Raw genomic sequence first — 16811 nt, forward strand, 5'->3', positions numbered from 1 at the left:
CGAGCTGGTTGGGGGTCCGCGGTGCGCGGACGCGCCAGGGGCCGGTCGGGCTCCTCTGCGCGTCCGCGGGCCGTACGGGCCGGTCCGGTCGGGGCCGGCTCCGCCGGGCGGAGGGGGTGGCGGTCCGGGCGGGGGTGGGCCGCGGTCGCCGGGTAGGGGGTGGGGCAGGAGGTGCCCCGGGGTGTGGCCGGGTGGCTGGTGTGGCTCATAGGGCCGCCGGTACGCGGGGTGCCGTGCGGGCCTTGAGGTGGCCGCGGAGGGTGAAGCCGTCGGCGCTCGCCTCGTCGGGGGTGAGAGGGACGTTGTCCGCCAGGAGGCGGCGGGCGGCCATGTGGTCGGCGGGGCGGTTGACGGATTCCACGGCGATCAGTTCGCCGTCGCGGAAGAGGAGGACCGAGAAGGCGGTGGGGTCGTCGGTGGGAAGGGTCAGCTCGGTGTCGTGGGCCTGGCCGAGGCCGGCGATCTGGAGGGTGGTCGCGTACTGACGGCTCCAGAACCAGGGCAGGTCGTCGTAGGGGCGGGTGGCGCCGGTGAGGCGGTCGGCGACCAGGCGGGCGTGGTCGACGGCGTTCTGGACGGATTCGATACGCAGCGGTGTCGAGGCGCGGGGGTGGGGGAACAGGGCGCAGTCGCCGACGGCCGAGATGCGCGGGTCGCTGGTCAGCAGCCGGGAGTCGGTGACGATCCCGCCGGCGACCGCGAGGCCGGCCTGCTCGGCCAGCTCCGCGCATGGTGTGACCCCGACACCGGCCAGCACGAGGTCGGCGGGGAGCCGGTGGCCGTCGGTCAGTTCCACCGCGGTCACATGCCCGGTGCCGTCGTCGTGCAGGGCGGCGATGCCCTGTCCGAACAGCAGCCGGACCCCGTGTTCCTCGTGCAGGCGGGTGAAGTGCTCGGCCGTGGGCGCCGACGCGACGCGGGCCAGGGGGCGCCAGAGGGCTTCGACGACGGTCACCTCGTGCCCTTGCGCGCGGGCCGCGGCGGCGAATTCGAGGCCGATGAATCCGGCGCCGATCACGACCACCTGCCGGGCCCGGGCGAGGTCCGCCCGCAGCCGGTCGGCGTCGCGCAGGGTGCGCAGGGTGCGTACGCCGTCCAGGTCGCCGCCGGGGACGGGGAGGGAGCGGGCGCGGGCGCCGGTGGCGAGGACGAGGTGGTCGTAGTCGAGGCGGGTGCCGTCGGCGAGGCGGACGGTGCGGGCGGTCCGGTCGAGGGCGACGGCGGTGCCCGTGACGCGGGTGATGGCGTGGCGTTCGTAGAAGGTCTCGGGTCGGAGCCAGAGCTGGGACGCGTCGGCTTCTCCGGTGAGGTAGGCCTTGGACAGCGGGGGGCGCTCGTACGGGGGGACGCCTTCGTCGCCGACGAGGGTGAGGGGGCCCTGGTGACCGCGGTCCCGCAGGGACGCCGCCGTCTGGTGGCCGGCCTGTCCGGCGCCGATGACGACGACGTGGCCGGTCTGCTGCTGCGCGCTCATCTCAGTCCTGCCTCTCGGGGATGTGGACGACCAGGCCGTCGAGGGCGTCGGTGACCTTGACCTGGCAGCCGAGTCGGCTGTTGTCGGCGCGCGGGCAGGCGGTGAAGTCGAGCATCCCGTCCTCTTCCTCGTCCATGGGCTCGAGCTTGTCGAGGCCTTCGAGGTCGACGTAGACGTGGCAGGTGGCGCACTGGGCGGCTCCGCCGCACTGGCCGACGATGCCGTCGACGTCGTTGGTGACGGCGCCGCGCATGAGGGTGGTGCCGACCGGGAGGTCGAGGGTGGTCTCGGTGCGGTCGCTCGCGAGGTACGTGATCTTGGGCATGGTCTGCTCCTCGGGGTGGGGCCCGGAAAGCCCGCGGCCGGGCTTTCCGGGATTCAACTCACGGGCAAATAAAGGTAGTTGGTGTTCGGGCGGAGCTTGTTGCGCTGGGGCCTGACGTGCAGCAGCTCGGTGCTGCGGTGCACGGTCGGCAGGACCGAGCGCACTCCCAGGACGGCGACGGCCCCGTGGTAGTCCTCTCCGAGGGGGATGTCGGCGAGGGCGGGGACCGGGCGGCCGGGGTCCGGCGGATGCCAGCTCACCAGGGCGGGCGGTTCGTCCGGGCCGGAGAGGGTGAAGTCCGTCATGGGCTTGTTCAGTCCCTCTCCGGTGGCCTTGAGCACCGCTTCCTTGCGGGTCCAGTAGGCGAGGCAGGCGCGGGCCCGCCGTTCGGGCGGCAGGGCCTCCACCGCCGCGCGTTCCGCGGGGGTGAGGACGAGTTCGTACTCCGGCGGCAGGCCGGGCCCCTGCCACGGTTCGAGTCGTTCGACGTCCAGGCCGAGCGGCCGGCCGGCCGCGATCGCCACGGCGACGACGTCGCCCGAGTGCGAGATGGACAGCTCCCAGCCCGCGCCGAGGCCGACGACGTGCGGCTTGCCGTGCGGGCCGCCGCAGTCGGGGCACCGCGTGTGGAAGCGGATCGACTCCGGACCGGTGCCCAGCAGTGAGGCCAGGGCCGTCTTGGCGAGCATCCTCCCGGTGACGAAGCGTGCGAGGTCCCGCTCGTGGGCGAAGGACGAGCAGCGCTTCAGTTCCGTGCTGTCCAGCAGACCGAACCAGGAAGAGGGCTGGGTCAGCGGGGGCAGCGACCAGATGTGGCACTCGGCGGCGAGCTGCGGTGCATCGGCGCCGGGTGCCGGAGCCGGCGTGGTGCCGGGTGCCGGGGTTGGCGTCATTGCGATTTCACCTCCGTACCGCGGCAGAGCGTCTGCCGCACTACCGAGTTTTCGGTCCGAGGGGGGTGCCGGGATAGCAGGAAATCCTCCGCCTCCGGGGGTGGAAAACCCTCCCCCCATGGCCCGTTATTGCTGACGGGCACGGCCGTTAAATGCCTGCTTGGCGGCGATAAACGACGTGATAACAGGCCGAAAGCGCGGCTTCCTAACTTCGTAGCCACAAGGACGGCAGCGCCTCCGGGAACCAGCCCGGGGGCCCCACCCGAAGGGCTGATGAAGATGAACAAGAACCTGATCACCGCCGCCAAGTCCACCGTCGTCGCCCTGGTCGCCGGCGCCGCGATCTGGACCGTCGGGGGCGCCGCGACCCACACGCTGAGCGACGCGGACCACAAGGCGGAGACCTCGACGACGGTCCTGGCCGAGGGCGGCAACTGGGGCGTCGCGCCGGGCAACTAGTCCCGGCCCGCAACCAACGCACGACAGTGAACCGACGCACGACAACGAACGAACGCATCGCACGTATCGAAAGAATCTCCGCTCCGGTTATCCGCCCGGCCGCACGGTTCGGTGCAAGCCAAAGTTGGCGTGATTGAAGGCCGTTGCCTCTCTTCGTCACCGGAGTGTTCGAGAAATCATCCTCGTTCGATCCATGAGTGCGACTCCCCCCGGACTGTGACCTACATTGGTTCCGTCCGAGCTGAGGACTTCGATCAGGGGGAGTTGGAGTGGGCGAACAGCTCAGCTTCAAGGTCTTGGGGCCGCTCGCGGTGACCGCGGGGGACGTCAACGTCCCGCTCGGTGGCGCGCGGCAGCGGACGATCCTGGCCCTGTTGCTGCTGACGCCCGGTCGGGTCGTCCCCGTGGACACCATGGTCGACACGGTGTGGAACAGCAATCCGCCGCCCACCGCCCGTACGCAGGTGGCGATCTGTGTGGCGGCGCTGCGGAAGATCTTCAAGGGCGCCGGGGTCAGTGAGGACGTCATCGTCACCGCGCATCCCGGCTATGTCCTGAACACCGAGGGTCATCTCATCGATTCGCTGCGGTTCGCCGAGCTGGTGCAGGCGGCCGAGCAGCACGCCAAGGACGGTGAACTCCCGGACGCGGCGCACGCCTACGCCCGTGCGCTCGATCTGTGGCGCGGTCCGGCGTTCGCCGGGGTGAGCGGTCAGGCCGTCGAGGACGAGGCGGGCCGGCTGGAGGAGCACCGGCTCAACGCGTACGACGACTCGATCCTCGTCCACCTGGAACTCGGCCAGCACCAGGAGCTCATTCCGGGGCTGGCCGCCATGGTGCGCGAGCACCCGCTGCGGGAGCGCACCCGGCACCATCTGATGCTCGCCCAGTACCGCTCGGGCCGCCGGGCGGACGCGATGGAGACCTATCGGGACGCGCACAGCCAGTTCATCGACGAACTCGGCATCGAGCCGGGGCCCGATCTGAAGGAGCTGCACGACGCGATCCTGCGCGACGACCCGTCGCTGGCGCCCGCGCCGGTGGTGGTGGAGCGACGGCCGGCCGCCGCGTCCGGACCGGCCGGCGGGGGTCCCGCGCTCGCGGTGCCGTCCGAACTGCCGCCGGACGTCCCGGCGTTCACCGGCCGTATCGAGGAACTGGCGGCGCTGCAGAGCCTGGTGGCCGGTGCGGGGGAGGGGAACACCTCCACCATCGGTCTGATCACCGGTGCGGCGGGCATCGGCAAGAGCGGTCTGGCGATGCGCTGGGCGTTCCGGGCCGCGGAGCACTTCCCGGACGGTCAGCTCTTCGCGGATCTGCGCGGGTACGACGAGCACCACGAGCCGGTGTCCGCGCACGACGTGCTGAGCCGGTTCCTGCGCTCGCTCGGGGTGCCGGGCGAGCAGATACCCGACGATCTGGAAGAGCGGGTGGCGCTGTACCGCAGCGTGCTCACCGACCGCAGTGTGCTGATCGTGCTGGACAACGCCCGTGCCTACGCCCAGGTGCGGCCGCTGCTTCCGGGGGGCGGCCGCTGCTGTGTGCTGGTGACCAGCCGGGACCAGATGGAGGAGCTGGTCACCTGGCCGTCGCAGGCCCGGGTGCATCTGGGGCTGCTGTCGGAGCCGGAGGCCGTGGAGCTGCTGACGGCGATCGTGGGCGAGCGCCGGATCGCCGCCGCGCCGGAGGACGTGGCCCGGCTGGTGGAGCTGTGCGACCGGTTGCCGCTGGCGCTGCGGATCGCGGGTGCGCGGCTGGCGTCCAAGCCGCACTGGACGGCGAAATACCTGGTGAACCGGCTGACCGACGAGCGGCGCCGGCTGGACGAGCTGAGCCAGGGCGAGTCGCAGATCCGGGCCAGCCTCGCCCTCAGCTACAAGTACCTCTCCGAGGACGCGGCCCGGCTGCTGCGCCGGCTGGGTCTGCTGGACGTGCCGGACTTCACGGCGTGGGTGGGGGCGGCGCTGCTCAACAAGGAGGTGCTGGACGCCGAGCTGCTGATCGAGGATCTGGTCGACGCCCAGTTCCTGGAGGTCGTCAGCGTCGACGCCACCGGTCAGCTGCGCTACCGCCTGCACAGCCTGGTGCGGCTGTACGCCCGGGAGTGCGCGCGCAAGGAGGAGTCGGAGCCGGACCGTACGGCGGCCGTGAACCGGTTCCTGCGCACGCTGCTGACCATCGCCGAGGAGGCCGACCGGCGGGAGAGCGCCAGTGCGGGGACCGGGGTGCACAGTGCGGTGCAGCGCCGCCGGATCGACTCCGACCTGCTGGAGGAGCTGCTGGCGGCGCCGTTGGAGTGGTACGAGACCGAGCGGCTGGCGCTGGTCGCCTCCGTGCGGCAGGCGGCGCGGCTGGGGCTGGCCGACCTGGCGTGGGACCTGACGGTGTCGGCGTCCTACTTCTTCGGCACCCGCAGCTACACCGACGACTACCGGCGCTGCTCCGAGGAGGCGCTGGAGGCGGCCCGCGCGAACGGCGACCTGCGGGGGCAGGGGGCGATGCTCTTCGCGCTGGGCTGCATCGAGCTGGTCCACAACCAGATGGACGAGAGCTTCACGTACCTGGCCGAGTCGGTACGGCTGTACGAGGAGGCCGGCGAGGACCACGGCCGGGCGGTGGCGCTGCGCTCGCTGGGGCAGACCGCGCGCGCCCGGGACCAGCTGGACGAGGCCATGGGGTACTTCACGGAGGCGCTGCGCATCCTGCGGGAGGTCGGCGACGTGCACACGGAGTGCCACACCCTGCACAACATCGCGGAGACCGAACTCGTCGCGGGCCGTCCGGACGCGGCGCTGAGCTACGCCCTGGAGTCCGTACGGCTGGCGGAGGGGCTGGGTGCCGACACCCGTAACCTCGCGCAGGCGCTGTACCGGCTGGGCATGGTCCATCTCGCGCTGGACGAACTGGCCGACGCGGAGAAGGAGTTCCTGCGCGCGGTGCGGATCGTCAAGGAGAAGTCCGACGGGATCGGGCTGGCCTTCACGCTGCTCGGTCTCGGCGAGGCGCGGCTGCGGCAGGGGAACGCGCAGCAGGCGGAGACGACCCTGGCGGACGCGCTGGAGGTCGCGGAGGAGTGCCACAGCCCGCTGGTGGCCGGCCGGGTCCGGCTGGTGCTGGCGGAGGTGAGCCGCAGCCAGGGCCGCACCGAGGAGGCCTGCGACCATCTGCGCCGCGCCAAGGACATGCTGACCGAGGTCGGCGCCCTGATCTGGGTCCGCCGGGCAGAGGAAGCGCTGGCCGACCTGGTCGGCTGATGCGTCTGCCCCGCCCGCGTACGCGAAGGTGCCCGTCCCTGAGTAGGTCAGGGGCGGGCACCTTGTTTGTGATGGGTGCCGTGGGTGTCAGCCGAAGAGGTCGGCCAGGGCTTCCAGGTCGATGGGGACAGGGGGGAGGCGGTAGTCGGTGGGGGGTTCGGTGTGGTGGAGGTGGCGGACGAGGAAGTCCCACTTGCGCTGGGTCACGTAGTGCTCGTAGCCGAAGTAGATGTGGTCGGCGTCCGGGACGATCAGCAGGTCGAAGTCCTTGCCGTGGGCGATGAGCCGCTCGGCGAGGCGCAGCGTCGTCTGCGGGGGGACCCGGTCGTCGAGGCCGCCGTGGATCAGCAGGAGCGCGCCCTGGAGCCGGTCGGCGAGGGTCTCGTTGGCGAGGGCCGCGTACTCCTCGGCGTCGTAGGGGCCGTGGTAGGCCTCGCCGAGGCCGGGCTCCAGGAGGCGGAAGTCGTGCATGCCGGACTCGGCGACGCCGGCCTTGAAGACGTCCGGGTGGCGCAGCAGGGCGCGTACGGAGGCGTAGCCGCCGGAGGACATGCCGGTCACGCCGACCCGGTCCAGGTCCATCCACGGCCGGGTGGCGGCGAGTTCGCGCAGCGCGGCGACGTGGTCGTCCAGTCCGCAGGCGTCGCCGAGGTTGCCGTAGGAGGCGTCGAGGAAGGTCTTGCTGCGGCCCGGGGAGCCCTTGCCGTCGACGGCGAGGACCACGAAGCCGAGCGCGGCGAGCGCCTCCGCCTCGTAGCCGTAGTGGCCGGGGTCGAAGGAGGGGCTGACCCGGCCCGCGGGGGGCAGGCCGTACGGGGTGTCGATCACCGGGTAGCGGCGGGCGGGGTCGAAGTCGTGCGGGAGGTAGAGAAGTCCGTAGATGTCGGTCGTGCCGTCGGCGGAGGTGGTGCGGAAGCGCTCGGGGGCGCGCCAGCCGGCCGCCGTGAGGCCCGAGATGTCGGCGCGCTCCAGCTCCACCAGGACGCGGCCGGTCCAGTCGCGGACGGTGATGACGGGGGCGGCGGCGGTGGTGGAGGCGGAGTCGACGAAGTAGGCGCCGTTCGGGGCGACGGTGACGACGTGGTCGAGGTCGTCGTCGGTGATCCGCCGGAAGCCGGTGCCGTCGAGTGCGGCGCTGCAGACCGTGCGGCGGTAGGGGTCCTCGGGGACGAGTCCGGCGGCGGTGAAGTAGGCGGTCCGGGCCGCCTCGTCGACGTGGAGCAGCTCCTGCACCGCGAAGTCGCCGGAGGTCACCTGGTTGACCGGTTCGCCGGTGGTGGCGTCGTAGAGGTAGAGGTGGCCCCAGCCGTCGCGCTCGGAGTACCAGAGCGCCTCGCGGCCGCCGGTCAGCACCTTCACCAGCGGCGGCTGCAGCTGGGTCGGGGCGGGGTCGACCCGGGTCGGGCCGGTCTCGGTGATCACCGTGCGGACGGCGCCGGTGGCGGGGTCCAGGTGATGCAGGCTCAGGGTGCGCGCGTCGCGGCTGCGGGCGAGGTAGTACACGGCGGAGCCGTCCTCGGACCACCAGGCCCACTTCTGGAAGACCGGCGACATCATCGACATGCCGGCCGGCTCGCCCTGGGCCTCGGTGACGGTCCCGGACGCGATGTCGATCACCACGTACTCGGCGAGCGGTATGCGCTCGTCGCCGGGGACCGCGAAGCGCGGGGAGAGCAGGGCCGGGTCGCCGCCGCCGGCCGGGGCGGCGCGCAGCAGGTGGGTGCGGCGGACGCCGCTCTGGTCGGTGCGGTGGGTCAGCAGCCGGCTGCCGTCCGGGGACCAGGCCACGGCGGGCGGCAGATGGGGCAGCCCGAGCTTGGTCAGCAGGGTGGAGTACATGAGGTAGTCCGGGTTGGCGGCGTAGTCCCGGTCCTCGGTGCCGTCGGAGGTCAGGGCCCAGTCGCGGGCGCCGTCAAGGGTGCGGGCGCGCAGGTCGTGCCCGGCGCGGTAGACGGCGTGCTTGCGGTCGGGGGCGGCGACCTCCAGGGGGTTGCCGGGGGCCTCGCCCTCGGCCTGGTGCAGGGTCTGGCCGTCCAGGTCCCAGCGGTAGTGCACGCCGAACGCGTCGAACTCGACGGCGAGCGCGGTCGGCTGGATCGCGGGCAGGGGCAGGGCGGCCGCGCTGATCTCCTGGCCGGTCGCCTCGGCGAGGGCGGTGGCGAGCCGCTCGTGGTCGAAGGCGGGCTTGCGGGAGCCGTCGGCGGGGTCGACGACGACGAACCGCTTTCCCTCGGCGGTGTTGACGGTGTACCAGAAGCGCGCGCCGTCCTCGAGCCAGCGCGGGGTGACCCGGTCGCCGAACACCAGCTCCTTGCGGTGGTGCCTGAGCAGCCGTTCCGCCGTCTCATAGGCCCGCACATCGAGGTGGTTCCGTTGCATCGAAAGTGCCCTTCCTTCGGGGTGATGATTCCGGATGCCGTCGGCGTAGAACGGCGAGATTCCCAGTTCTTTTGATGGCGGGGGGCGGTTTCGGGATTCGCCGGCCTCGTCATCATCGCCACCACACCGGGCCGTTGACCAGTCTGTGGCACATCCGTCGGGGGTGTCCGGTCACCGGGACACCCGGGGCTGTTTCACAGGATTCTCACGGCTGACTCCGGGATGGGTGAATTGCGGGAGATAGGACGTTTGTAGAGGCGGCATAGAAGTGAATGCCACAGTGGCCGCCCGAGCAGGAAACAGACCGCGTCACAAGTGAACACAGGAACCGAGGTGCTGGCTTGAGTACGCAGACTCCCGAAAAGGTCGTGATCGTCGGCGCAGGTGTCGCCGGGTCGATGACCGCCGCGTATCTGAAGGCGGCATTCGCCGATCGGATCTCGGTCACACTGGTCGATTCACCGGCGGACGGCGTCCCGGACGAGGACGAGTCGACCCTCGGCGACTTCCGGCGGTTCTTCGATTTCCTCGGTCTTGCCGAGGAGGACTGGATGCCGGCCTGCAACGCCACGTACAAGCTGGCCGTCCGCTTTCAGGACTGGAGCGGCGCCGGGCGCCATTTCTATCTGCCCTTCGAGCCGGTCCGGGAGGCCGACGGCTTTCCGCTCACCGAGTGGTGGCTGCGCGGCGGGCCCACTGGGCGCTTCGACCGGGACTGCTTCGTCGCCGCCTGGCTGTGCGACGCCGGCCGGGGCCCGAAACCGGTGGGCGACGCGGCGGCCGGTCCGGGTTTCGCCCCGGTTCCCTACGGCTACCACTGCGCGCCCGGCCCACTCGCCCGGCTGCTCACCGGATACGCGGTGGACCGCGGGGCCCGGCGCCTGACGGGCCCGGTGAGCGAGGTACGGCTGGACGCGCGCGGCTGGATCGAGTGCCTGGTCACCGCCGAGCACGGGGAGGTCCACGGCGACCTGTTCGTGGACTGCACCGGCGAGCGGGGCCTGCTGCTGCACCGGGCGCTGAAGGTGCCGTACCTGGACTACCAGGACACGCTGCCCAACGACGGTGTGGTGACGCTGGAGGTGCCCGCGGACATGCGGGCCCGGGGCATCCCGCCGTACACCACGGTCTCCGCGCAGGGCGCCGGGTGGATCTGGACGGTGCCGCTGTTCGACCGGATCGGGGTGGGCTACGCCTACGCGGGCGAGTACCGCACGCCCGAGGAGGCCGAGCGGACGCTGCGCGAGTACGCCGGTCCCGAGGCGGCCGGGGTGACGGCCCGGCACGGGCGGCTGGTGTCCGGGCGCAGCCGGGAGGCCTGGCGGCACAACTGCGTGGCCGTGGGACCGCCGGCCGGCCGGGTGGAGCCGCTGGGCACCACCGGGGTCGCCTCCTTCGCGCACCATGCCCTGGAACAGCTGGTCAGACACTTCCCCGGGGCCGACTTCAGCCCCCGGCTGCGCGACGGCTACAACGCGGCCGTGGCCCGGTCGCTGGACGGGGCGCGCGAGTTCCTCACCCTGCACTACCAGGGGGCGGCCCGGGACGACACCCAGTACTGGCGGGACGCCAAGACCCGTCCGCTGCCCGGGGGGATCGCCGAGCACCTGGCCCGCTGGCGGGTGCTGCCGCCACGCGCGGAGCACACGCCGGGCTGCCCGGGTCTGCCGGGGCACGCGTACACCTCGCTGCTCATCGGCACCGGTGCGGTGACGCCGCGGGCGCCGGCCGCGCTCTCCCTCGTGGACGACACGGTCGCGCGCAAGGAGTTCACGGCGGTCCGGGATCTGGCCCGCACCCTGTCCGAGCTGCTGCCCACGCCGTACGAGTACATCGCGCAGCGGGCGCTGACGACCGGCTGAGGGGGCGCAGGCTCAGTGCCGCTCGGCTCAGTGCCACTCGTCCAGGGGACGGTGCAGGCAGGGGTCGGAGGACAGGATGGCGCGGTGGACGGCGCGCAGCAGGGGGCCGGGTTCGACACCGAGTTCGCCGGTGAGCAGGCGGCGGCCCTGATCGTAGAGGGAGAGCGCCTCGGCCTGCCGGTCGCAGCGGTAGAGCGCGGTCATGAGCTGGGCACGGAAACGTTCATGCAGGGGGTGCTGGGAGACCAGCCGGGTCAGTTCCGGCAGCAGTTGGGGGTGCAGACCGGCCGCGAGATCGGCCTCGATCCGGCCGGCCAGCACGGAGATCCGGGCCTCCTCCAGCGGAGGTCCCTCCGAGTTGGCGAGGTGCTCGCAGACATTGGCCAGTACCGGACCCCGCCACAGCGCGAGCGCCTGCCGCAGCAGGTCCCCGGCCTCCTGGTACTTCCCGGCGACGATCGCCGACTGCCCCTGCCCGGCCAGCTCCCGGAAGCACAGCAGGTCGAAGGAGGAGTCGTCGTCGGCCCGCATCAGGTAGCCGTGCTCGCGCCGGTCGATGCGGACCGACGGGCCGAGCTTGCGGCGCAGCCGGGAGACGTAGTTGTACAGCTGCGCGGTGAGCGTCGCGGGCGGCCGGTCGCCCCACAGGAACCAGCTCAGCGCCGCGTCCGGAAGGAAGCCGCCCTCGGCCATCAGCAGAGCCGCCAGCACGGTTCGCTGCTTGGCGCCGTCCAGCGGTATCTCCTCCCCGCCGTCCCGCACCTGCACCGGCCCGAGAATGCCGTACTCCATCGAATTACCTCGCAGATTGGCAGTGAACAGAACTGGAGCGCGCGGACGACCGGGAACGGCACGGGCGCGGTGGTTCGCACCATGGCACAGCCGTGCTGCGAGGAGGAGTCCACGTCCGAGTTCTTGATCCGCGGCGGGCCGGAAGAACCTCGGCCCGTCCTGTCGACAGGACGGAATCGGCCGCCGTCGCAGGTGGCGCATTCCCGGCCTGCGGAGGCGTCCCCGCGGACCGGAAGACCCTTGACTCCGGCCGCTCGCAGGGATGAAGGTATGGACGTCCTGGGGCTCGGTTTCCGGCCCGGGATCTGACGAAATCGCGACGGGGGGAGCGCAGCGGATGTCGGTGTCGGCGTTATTGCCGAATCTGGTTCGTTTTTGAAATGGTGGCGATGACAGCGGCGTGTTCCTGCCCGCCCTGACGCCGGTTTTCGATGTGCGGCGGATTTCCGCTGCCCGGACCGCCGTCACACAGTTTTCCACCCACACTTTTCGCCGGTCCCGATCCGGGTTTCTTTTCCCGTCGGGGGCCGCCGCACCCATCCCGGCCGCCACAGCACCCGCCGCCCACTTCAGCCGCGCGCCTCGACGACATCGCCGCGTGCGAAAAGGCGGCGTGCTGCGCGAAACAAGCGAGGAGTCGCCCGCAGATGATTCCGTTGGAAAATGAACTCGCCCCGGAGAGCCCGTACATCTGGCGGGCCCGGCGGCCGTCGGCCACCCACCGGCTCGTCTGCTTCCCGCACGCGGGCGCCGGCGCCCCCGCCTACGCCGACTGGGCGGGGCTGCTGCCGCCCGGGATCGAGCTGATCGCGATTCAGCCGCCGGGGCGGCAGAACCGTATCGGCGAGGACCCGTTCACCGAGGCGGGACCGCTCGTCGAGGCGCTCACCCACGTGCTGCGGCCCGTGCTCGACCTGCCGACCGCCTTCTTCGGGCACTCCGCGGGCGCGACCCTCGCCTACGAGCTGACCCGGGCGCTCCGGGAGCGGGGCGCGCGCGGCCCCGAGCACCTCTTCCTGTCCGCGCAGCCCGCCCCCGGCGAGAGCGCGGTGCGCCGGCTGCACGAGCTGCCCGACGACGAGTTCGCCGCCGAGATCCTCTCCCTGGGCGGCATCGACGAGGAGGTCGCCGAGGACGAGGACGTCATGGAGGCCATGCTCTACACCCTCCGTGCGGACTTCACGCTCTGGGAGCGGCACACCGTCGAGCCGGGCGCCCCGCTGGACGTGCCCATCACCGTGCTGTCCGGGGAGTCCGACCCGCGGGCGCCGCTGGGCGAGGTGAAGCGGTGGGGCGAGCACACCACCGCCGAGTTCCAGACCCAGTTCTTCCCGGGCGGCCACTTCTACTTCCTGGACTCGCCCGCCGAGGTCGTCTCCGTGATCGGCCGCACGATGCTTGCCCCCGCGACGCACCGGAGGAGCGCATGACGACGTCTCCCGAGACCATCGGACCTGACTTCCTGACCTCCTTCGCGGACGCGGCCCGGGGCGTGCCCGGCGTGCTGGAGGCCGCGGCCGTGGCCCGCATGGGTGTGCGCGCCGCCGACACCGCGCCGCCGTCCGCGGCGCAGGCGGCCGGAGCGCAGGCGGTCACCGCGCAGCAGGCCGGGGCACAGCAGACCGGGGCACAGCCGACCGCCGGGTCCCCGCAGGGCGCCGGCGCCCCCGCCCCGCTCGCCGGGACCGAGCTGCCGCCGTCCGACCTGTACGGCGGCGACCTCGTGCTGCCCGACGGCGCGCCCGCCACCCTTCAGGAGGGCCTGCGCCGGGCGGCCGAACTCGCCCCCGACAAGGGCACCGTGTACATCCGGCAGGGCCGCGAGGACGTCCTGCAGACCTACGCCGAGCTGCTGGACGAGGCCCAGCACGTGCTCGGCGGTTTCCGTGCGGCGGGCCTGAAGCCGGGCGACGCCGCGCTGTTCGTGTTCGACGACAACCGCGGCTACCTCACCGCGTTCTGGGCCTGCGTCCTCGGCGGCTTCGTGCCGACCCCGGTCGCCGTCGCCACGTCGTACACCACCGAGAACGAGACCAACCGCAAGCTGCACGGCGCCTGGAAGCTGCTCGGCCGTCCGGTGCTGGTCACCGACGCCGGGACCGTCGACGCGCTGGCCGGGGTGCACGCGCTGTGGGGCGAGCCGGACGTCCGCATCCTGACCGTCGAGGAGCTGGCCGAACACCCCGCCGACGAGGACTGGTTCGAGGCCGGCTGGGACTCCCCGGTGCTCAATCTGCTCACCTCCGGCAGCACCGGCGTGCCCAAGTGCGTGCAGCACACCAACTCCTCCGTGGTCTCCCGGTCCTTCGCCGTCGCCGAGCACTGCGGGCTGACCGAGGACGACGTCAGCCTGATCTGGATGCCGTTCGACCACGTCACGGTCGCCTTCTACAACGTGCGTGACGTCTTCCTGCGCTGTCTGCACGTCAACGCGAAGATCGACCACTTCCTCGCCGACCCGCTGCTGTGGTTCGACTGGGCCGACCGCTACCGCGCCACCAACACCTGGGCGCCGAACTTCGCCATGGCGATGGTCAATGAGCGGGCCGCGGACATCCGGGAGCGCTCCTGGGACCTGTCCTGTCTGCGGGAGATCACCAACGGCGGCGAGCCGGTGATCGCCTCCACCAGCCACCGCTTCCTCGAACTGCTCGCCCCGCACGGGCTGCCTGCCGACGCGATGGTGCCGGCCTGGGGCATGTCCGAGACCTGTTCCGGCGTCACCTACACCCGCCAGTCCCGCGAGGATCTGACGGCCGGCACCGTCTCCATCGACCCCGCCTCGCTCGGGGAGACCATCCGGTATGTCGACCCGGACGACCTGGAGGCCGTCGTGCTCTCCCGCGTCGGCCGGCCCATCCCCGGGGTGCGCATCCGCATCGTCGACGACGGCGGCGCGGTGCTGCCCGAGGGCCGGATGGGCGAGCTGCGCATCACCGGTCCCACGATCACGGCGGGCTACTTCGGCAACGAGGAGGCCAACCGGGAGGCGTTCGACGAGCAGGGCTGGTTCCGCACCGGCGACCTGGCCTTCGTCCGGGACGGCGAGGCCGTCATCGCGGGCCGCCAGAAGGACCAGATCATCGTGCGCGGCATCAACTACATGGCGCACGAGCTGGAGAGCGTGGTCGAGCGGGTCGACGGGGTGCGGGTCACCTTCTCGGCCGCCGCGGGCGTACGCGAACCCGGCGCCTCCACCGACCAGCTGGTCGTCTTCTTCGTGCCGGTGAGCTGGGACGCCGACGCGCTGGCCACCACCAAGGAGCAGGCGCGGGCGATCCTGGTCCGTGAGTCCGGGATCGCGCCGGACCTGCTGATCCCGGTCACCGAGGGCGAGTTCCACAAGACCGCGAGCGGCAAGATCCAGCGGGCCGCGCTGGTCGCCGACTTCAAGGCCGGCCGGTTCGCCGACCGGGTGGGCGGCCCGGCCGCCGCCGAGGAGGAGGGCCCGGACACCTGGTTCTCCGGCCGGCAGTGGGTGCGACTCGCCGACGGCACGGGCCGCGCTGACGGCACGGACGCCACCCCCCGGACCGGCACCGGCCGCACTGACGGCACCGGCCAGGGGCTCGTCGTGGTCCTCGCCGAGGACGCCGACCTCGACCGGCTCGGCCTGGACGGCCCGTTCGTCGCCGTCGGCCGGGGCGACGCCCTCGCCCAGGAGCTGCCGTACCGCTACCGCGTCCCGGCCGCCGACCGGACCGAGCTGCGCCGGCTGCTCACCGCGGTCACCGAGCGCTACGGCCCGATCGGCACGGTCGTCCACGCGCTGCCGCTCAGCCTCGACGGGGAGCCCGCCGAGCGCCTGGCGACGGCCACCGCCGAACTCACCGCGCTGCTCGGGGCCCTCGCCGACGGCGCCGCCGGGCACCCCCGGCTGCTCGTGCTCACCTCCGGCGCTTTCCACGTCCACGACGGCGACCGCGTCGACCTCGGCGTCTGCGCGCTGCCCGGCTTCGTGCGCACCGCGATCAGCGAGGCCGCGCCGATGCCCGTGAAGCTGCTGGACCTGCACGCCGGCGACCCGGCCGGCTGGGCCGGCGCCCTGCGGGCGGAACTCGCCGCGCCGGACCGCACCGGGCTGGTCGCCGCGCGCGGCGGCGCCCGCTGGCAGCCCCGGCTCACGCCCGTGGAGACGGACGGCGCGACCTCGGCCGCGCCGGTCACCGCGGGCGGCCTGTACCTGGTCACCGGCGGTCTCGGCGGCATCGCCCACGACATCGCCGCCTACCTGCTGGCCGCGTTCGGCGTGAAGCTGCTGCTGGTGGGCCGCTCGGCCGCCGACGGGGAGCGGGGCGAGCGGCTCGCCGCCCTGTCCCGGCTCGGGCAGGTGGCGTACGAGCAGCTGGACGTCGCCGACGCCGGCGCGCTGGACGCGGCGATCGCCGCCGCCGAGCAGCGCTTCGGCCGCACCCTGGACGGCGTGCTGCACCTCGCGGCCGCCGACCCCACCGGGCAGTGGGCGGACCTCGACCGGCACCTCATCGTCAACGAGAGCGCCGAGACCTACGCCGGGCAGTACCGGGCCAAGGTCCACGGCACCCTGGCCCTCGCCCGCGCCCTGGAGCACCGGCCGAACGCCTCCCTGGTGCTGTTCGGCTCCGTCAACGGCGAGTTCGGCGGGCACTCCTTCGGCGCCTACGCCACCGCCAGCAGCTTCCTCATCGGCTTCGCCGACCACTGGCACCACGAGCGCGGGCGCCGGGTGCACTGCCTGGCCTGGAGCCAGTGGTCCGGGGTCGGCATGAACAGGGGGCAGTCCTCGGCCGCCGCCGAGAACCGGGGCTTTCGCACCATCGACCCGGACACGGGCCTCAGGCTCTTCCTGGAGGCCACGGCCCTGCCCGGCCCGTACACGATCGTCGGCCTCGACCTGCGCAACCCCGCGATGGTCGCGGAACTGGTGCCGCAGCAGCTGCGGATCAGCGAGATCGTCCTGGCCTACGTCGCCGAGGGCGACGGCGCCGACGTAGGGGCGCTGCGCACCGCGCTCGCGGCGAGCGTCGCCGTCAGCCCGGTGCCGGTGCGGCTGGCCGAGGTCGCGCGCATCCCGCGCGACGCCTACGGCGAGGTCGACACCGCCCAGCTGCTGGCCGACGCCGCTCCCGAGCGGGCCCGGCGGCAGTCGACGCCGCCGCACGAGGGCCTGGAGAGCGAACTCGCCGACCTGTGGTCCGACGCGCTGGCCCGTACCGGCATCGGCCGGGACGAGTCGTTCTTCGAGCTCGGCGGCAACTCGCTGCGCGCCACCCGGCTGCTCGCCCTGACCGAACAGAAGCTCGGCGTCCGCGTCACGACGCAGGAGCTCTACGAGAACCCGACCGTGGCGGGCATGGCCGCGGTGATCGAACAGCGCACGGCCGGCTGACCGGC

General features: G+C 72.6%; 10 protein-coding genes. 5 read left to right on the plus strand and 5 right to left on the minus strand.

Features of this window, described 5'->3' with window-relative positions; translation table 11 throughout:
• Window positions 1-205: 205 nt before the first annotated feature.
• From ABZ865_RS18545 to ABZ865_RS18555, 3 genes are read right to left on the minus strand one after another with little or no spacing between them, the layout of a single operon-like run.
• Window positions 206-1474, minus strand: coding sequence for an FAD/NAD(P)-binding oxidoreductase (locus ABZ865_RS18545; protein WP_361231131.1), 1269 nt, complete (start codon window positions 1472-1474; stop codon window positions 206-208).
• Window position 1475: 1 nt separating this feature from the next.
• On the minus strand, window positions 1476-1799 hold the full coding sequence (locus ABZ865_RS18550) for a 2Fe-2S iron-sulfur cluster-binding protein (protein WP_361231134.1): 324 nt from the start codon (window positions 1797-1799) through the stop codon (window positions 1476-1478).
• Window positions 1800-1852: 53 nt separating this feature from the next.
• Entirely contained in the window at window positions 1853-2692 is an 840-nt protein-coding gene (locus ABZ865_RS18555) for a 4'-phosphopantetheinyl transferase superfamily protein (RefSeq protein ID WP_361231136.1), read from the minus strand.
• A gap of 279 nt (window positions 2693-2971) precedes the next feature.
• Between ABZ865_RS18555 and ABZ865_RS18560 the strand changes: the two genes are divergently transcribed.
• Together ABZ865_RS18560 and ABZ865_RS18565 are read left to right on the plus strand one after the other, a co-directional pair.
• Window positions 2972-3151, plus strand: coding sequence for a hypothetical protein (locus ABZ865_RS18560; RefSeq protein ID WP_361231138.1), 180 nt, complete (start codon window positions 2972-2974; stop codon window positions 3149-3151).
• A 269-nt stretch (window positions 3152-3420) separates the two neighbouring features.
• The gene (locus ABZ865_RS18565; RefSeq protein WP_361231140.1) at window positions 3421-6405 is read left to right on the plus strand and encodes a BTAD domain-containing putative transcriptional regulator; all 2985 of its coding nucleotides are present in this window, start codon (window positions 3421-3423) and stop codon (window positions 6403-6405) included.
• An 87-nt stretch (window positions 6406-6492) separates the two neighbouring features.
• Here the strand turns inward: ABZ865_RS18565 and ABZ865_RS18570 are convergent, their stop codons facing one another.
• Entirely contained in the window at window positions 6493-8784 is a 2292-nt protein-coding gene (locus ABZ865_RS18570; RefSeq protein WP_361231142.1) for a prolyl oligopeptidase family serine peptidase, read from the minus strand.
• 341 nt (window positions 8785-9125) lie between these two features.
• Here ABZ865_RS18570 and ABZ865_RS18575 point away from each other — a divergent pair, with 341 nt between their 5' ends.
• Window positions 9126-10646 carry a tryptophan halogenase family protein gene (locus tag ABZ865_RS18575; RefSeq protein ID WP_361231144.1) on the plus strand — a complete coding sequence of 507 codons (1521 nt, stop codon included), beginning with the start codon at window positions 9126-9128 and terminating at the stop codon, window positions 10644-10646.
• Window positions 10647-10673: 27 nt separating this feature from the next.
• Here ABZ865_RS18575 and ABZ865_RS18580 read toward each other — a convergent pair whose 3' ends face one another.
• Complete coding sequence (locus ABZ865_RS18580) at window positions 10674-11438, minus strand: AfsR/SARP family transcriptional regulator (RefSeq protein ID WP_361231146.1); 765 nt, start codon at window positions 11436-11438, stop codon at window positions 10674-10676.
• A gap of 647 nt (window positions 11439-12085) precedes the next feature.
• Between ABZ865_RS18580 and ABZ865_RS18585 the strand changes: the two genes are divergently transcribed.
• Both ABZ865_RS18585 and ABZ865_RS18590 read left to right on the plus strand, forming a co-directional pair.
• The gene (locus ABZ865_RS18585) at window positions 12086-12868 is read left to right on the plus strand and encodes an alpha/beta fold hydrolase (RefSeq protein ID WP_361231148.1); all 783 of its coding nucleotides are present in this window, start codon (window positions 12086-12088) and stop codon (window positions 12866-12868) included.
• Window positions 12865-16806 (plus strand): SDR family NAD(P)-dependent oxidoreductase, encoded by a 3942-nt coding sequence (locus ABZ865_RS18590; protein WP_361231150.1) that lies wholly within the window; start codon window positions 12865-12867, stop codon window positions 16804-16806. The genes ABZ865_RS18585 and ABZ865_RS18590 overlap by 4 nt, the downstream gene beginning before the upstream one ends.
• Window positions 16807-16811 lie beyond the last annotated feature (5 nt).

It is taken from the genome of Streptomyces sp. NPDC047085, assembly GCF_040643735.1.
In the GTDB taxonomy this organism is placed as follows: domain Bacteria; phylum Actinomycetota; class Actinomycetes; order Streptomycetales; family Streptomycetaceae; genus Streptomyces.

What these genes read in the sequence shown, in the direction of transcription:
- ABZ865_RS18545 (WP_361231131.1), bottom strand. Translation starts at nt 1,474, where the DNA reads ATGAGCGCGCAGCAGCAGACCGGCCACGTCGTCGTCATCGGCGCCGGA.
- ABZ865_RS18550 (WP_361231134.1), bottom strand. Translation starts at nt 1,799, where the DNA reads ATGCCCAAGATCACGTACCTCGCGAGCGACCGCACCGAGACCACCCTC.
- ABZ865_RS18555 (WP_361231136.1), bottom strand. Translation starts at nt 2,692, where the DNA reads ATGACGCCAACCCCGGCACCCGGCACCACGCCGGCTCCGGCACCCGGC.
- ABZ865_RS18560 (WP_361231138.1), top strand. Translation starts at nt 2,972, where the DNA reads ATGAACAAGAACCTGATCACCGCCGCCAAGTCCACCGTCGTCGCCCTG.
- ABZ865_RS18570 (WP_361231142.1), bottom strand. Translation starts at nt 8,784, where the DNA reads ATGCAACGGAACCACCTCGATGTGCGGGCCTATGAGACGGCGGAACGG.
- ABZ865_RS18580 (WP_361231146.1), bottom strand. Translation starts at nt 11,438, where the DNA reads ATGGAGTACGGCATTCTCGGGCCGGTGCAGGTGCGGGACGGCGGGGAG.
- ABZ865_RS18585 (WP_361231148.1), top strand. Translation starts at nt 12,086, where the DNA reads ATGATTCCGTTGGAAAATGAACTCGCCCCGGAGAGCCCGTACATCTGG.
- ABZ865_RS18590 (WP_361231150.1), top strand. Translation starts at nt 12,865, where the DNA reads ATGACGACGTCTCCCGAGACCATCGGACCTGACTTCCTGACCTCCTTC.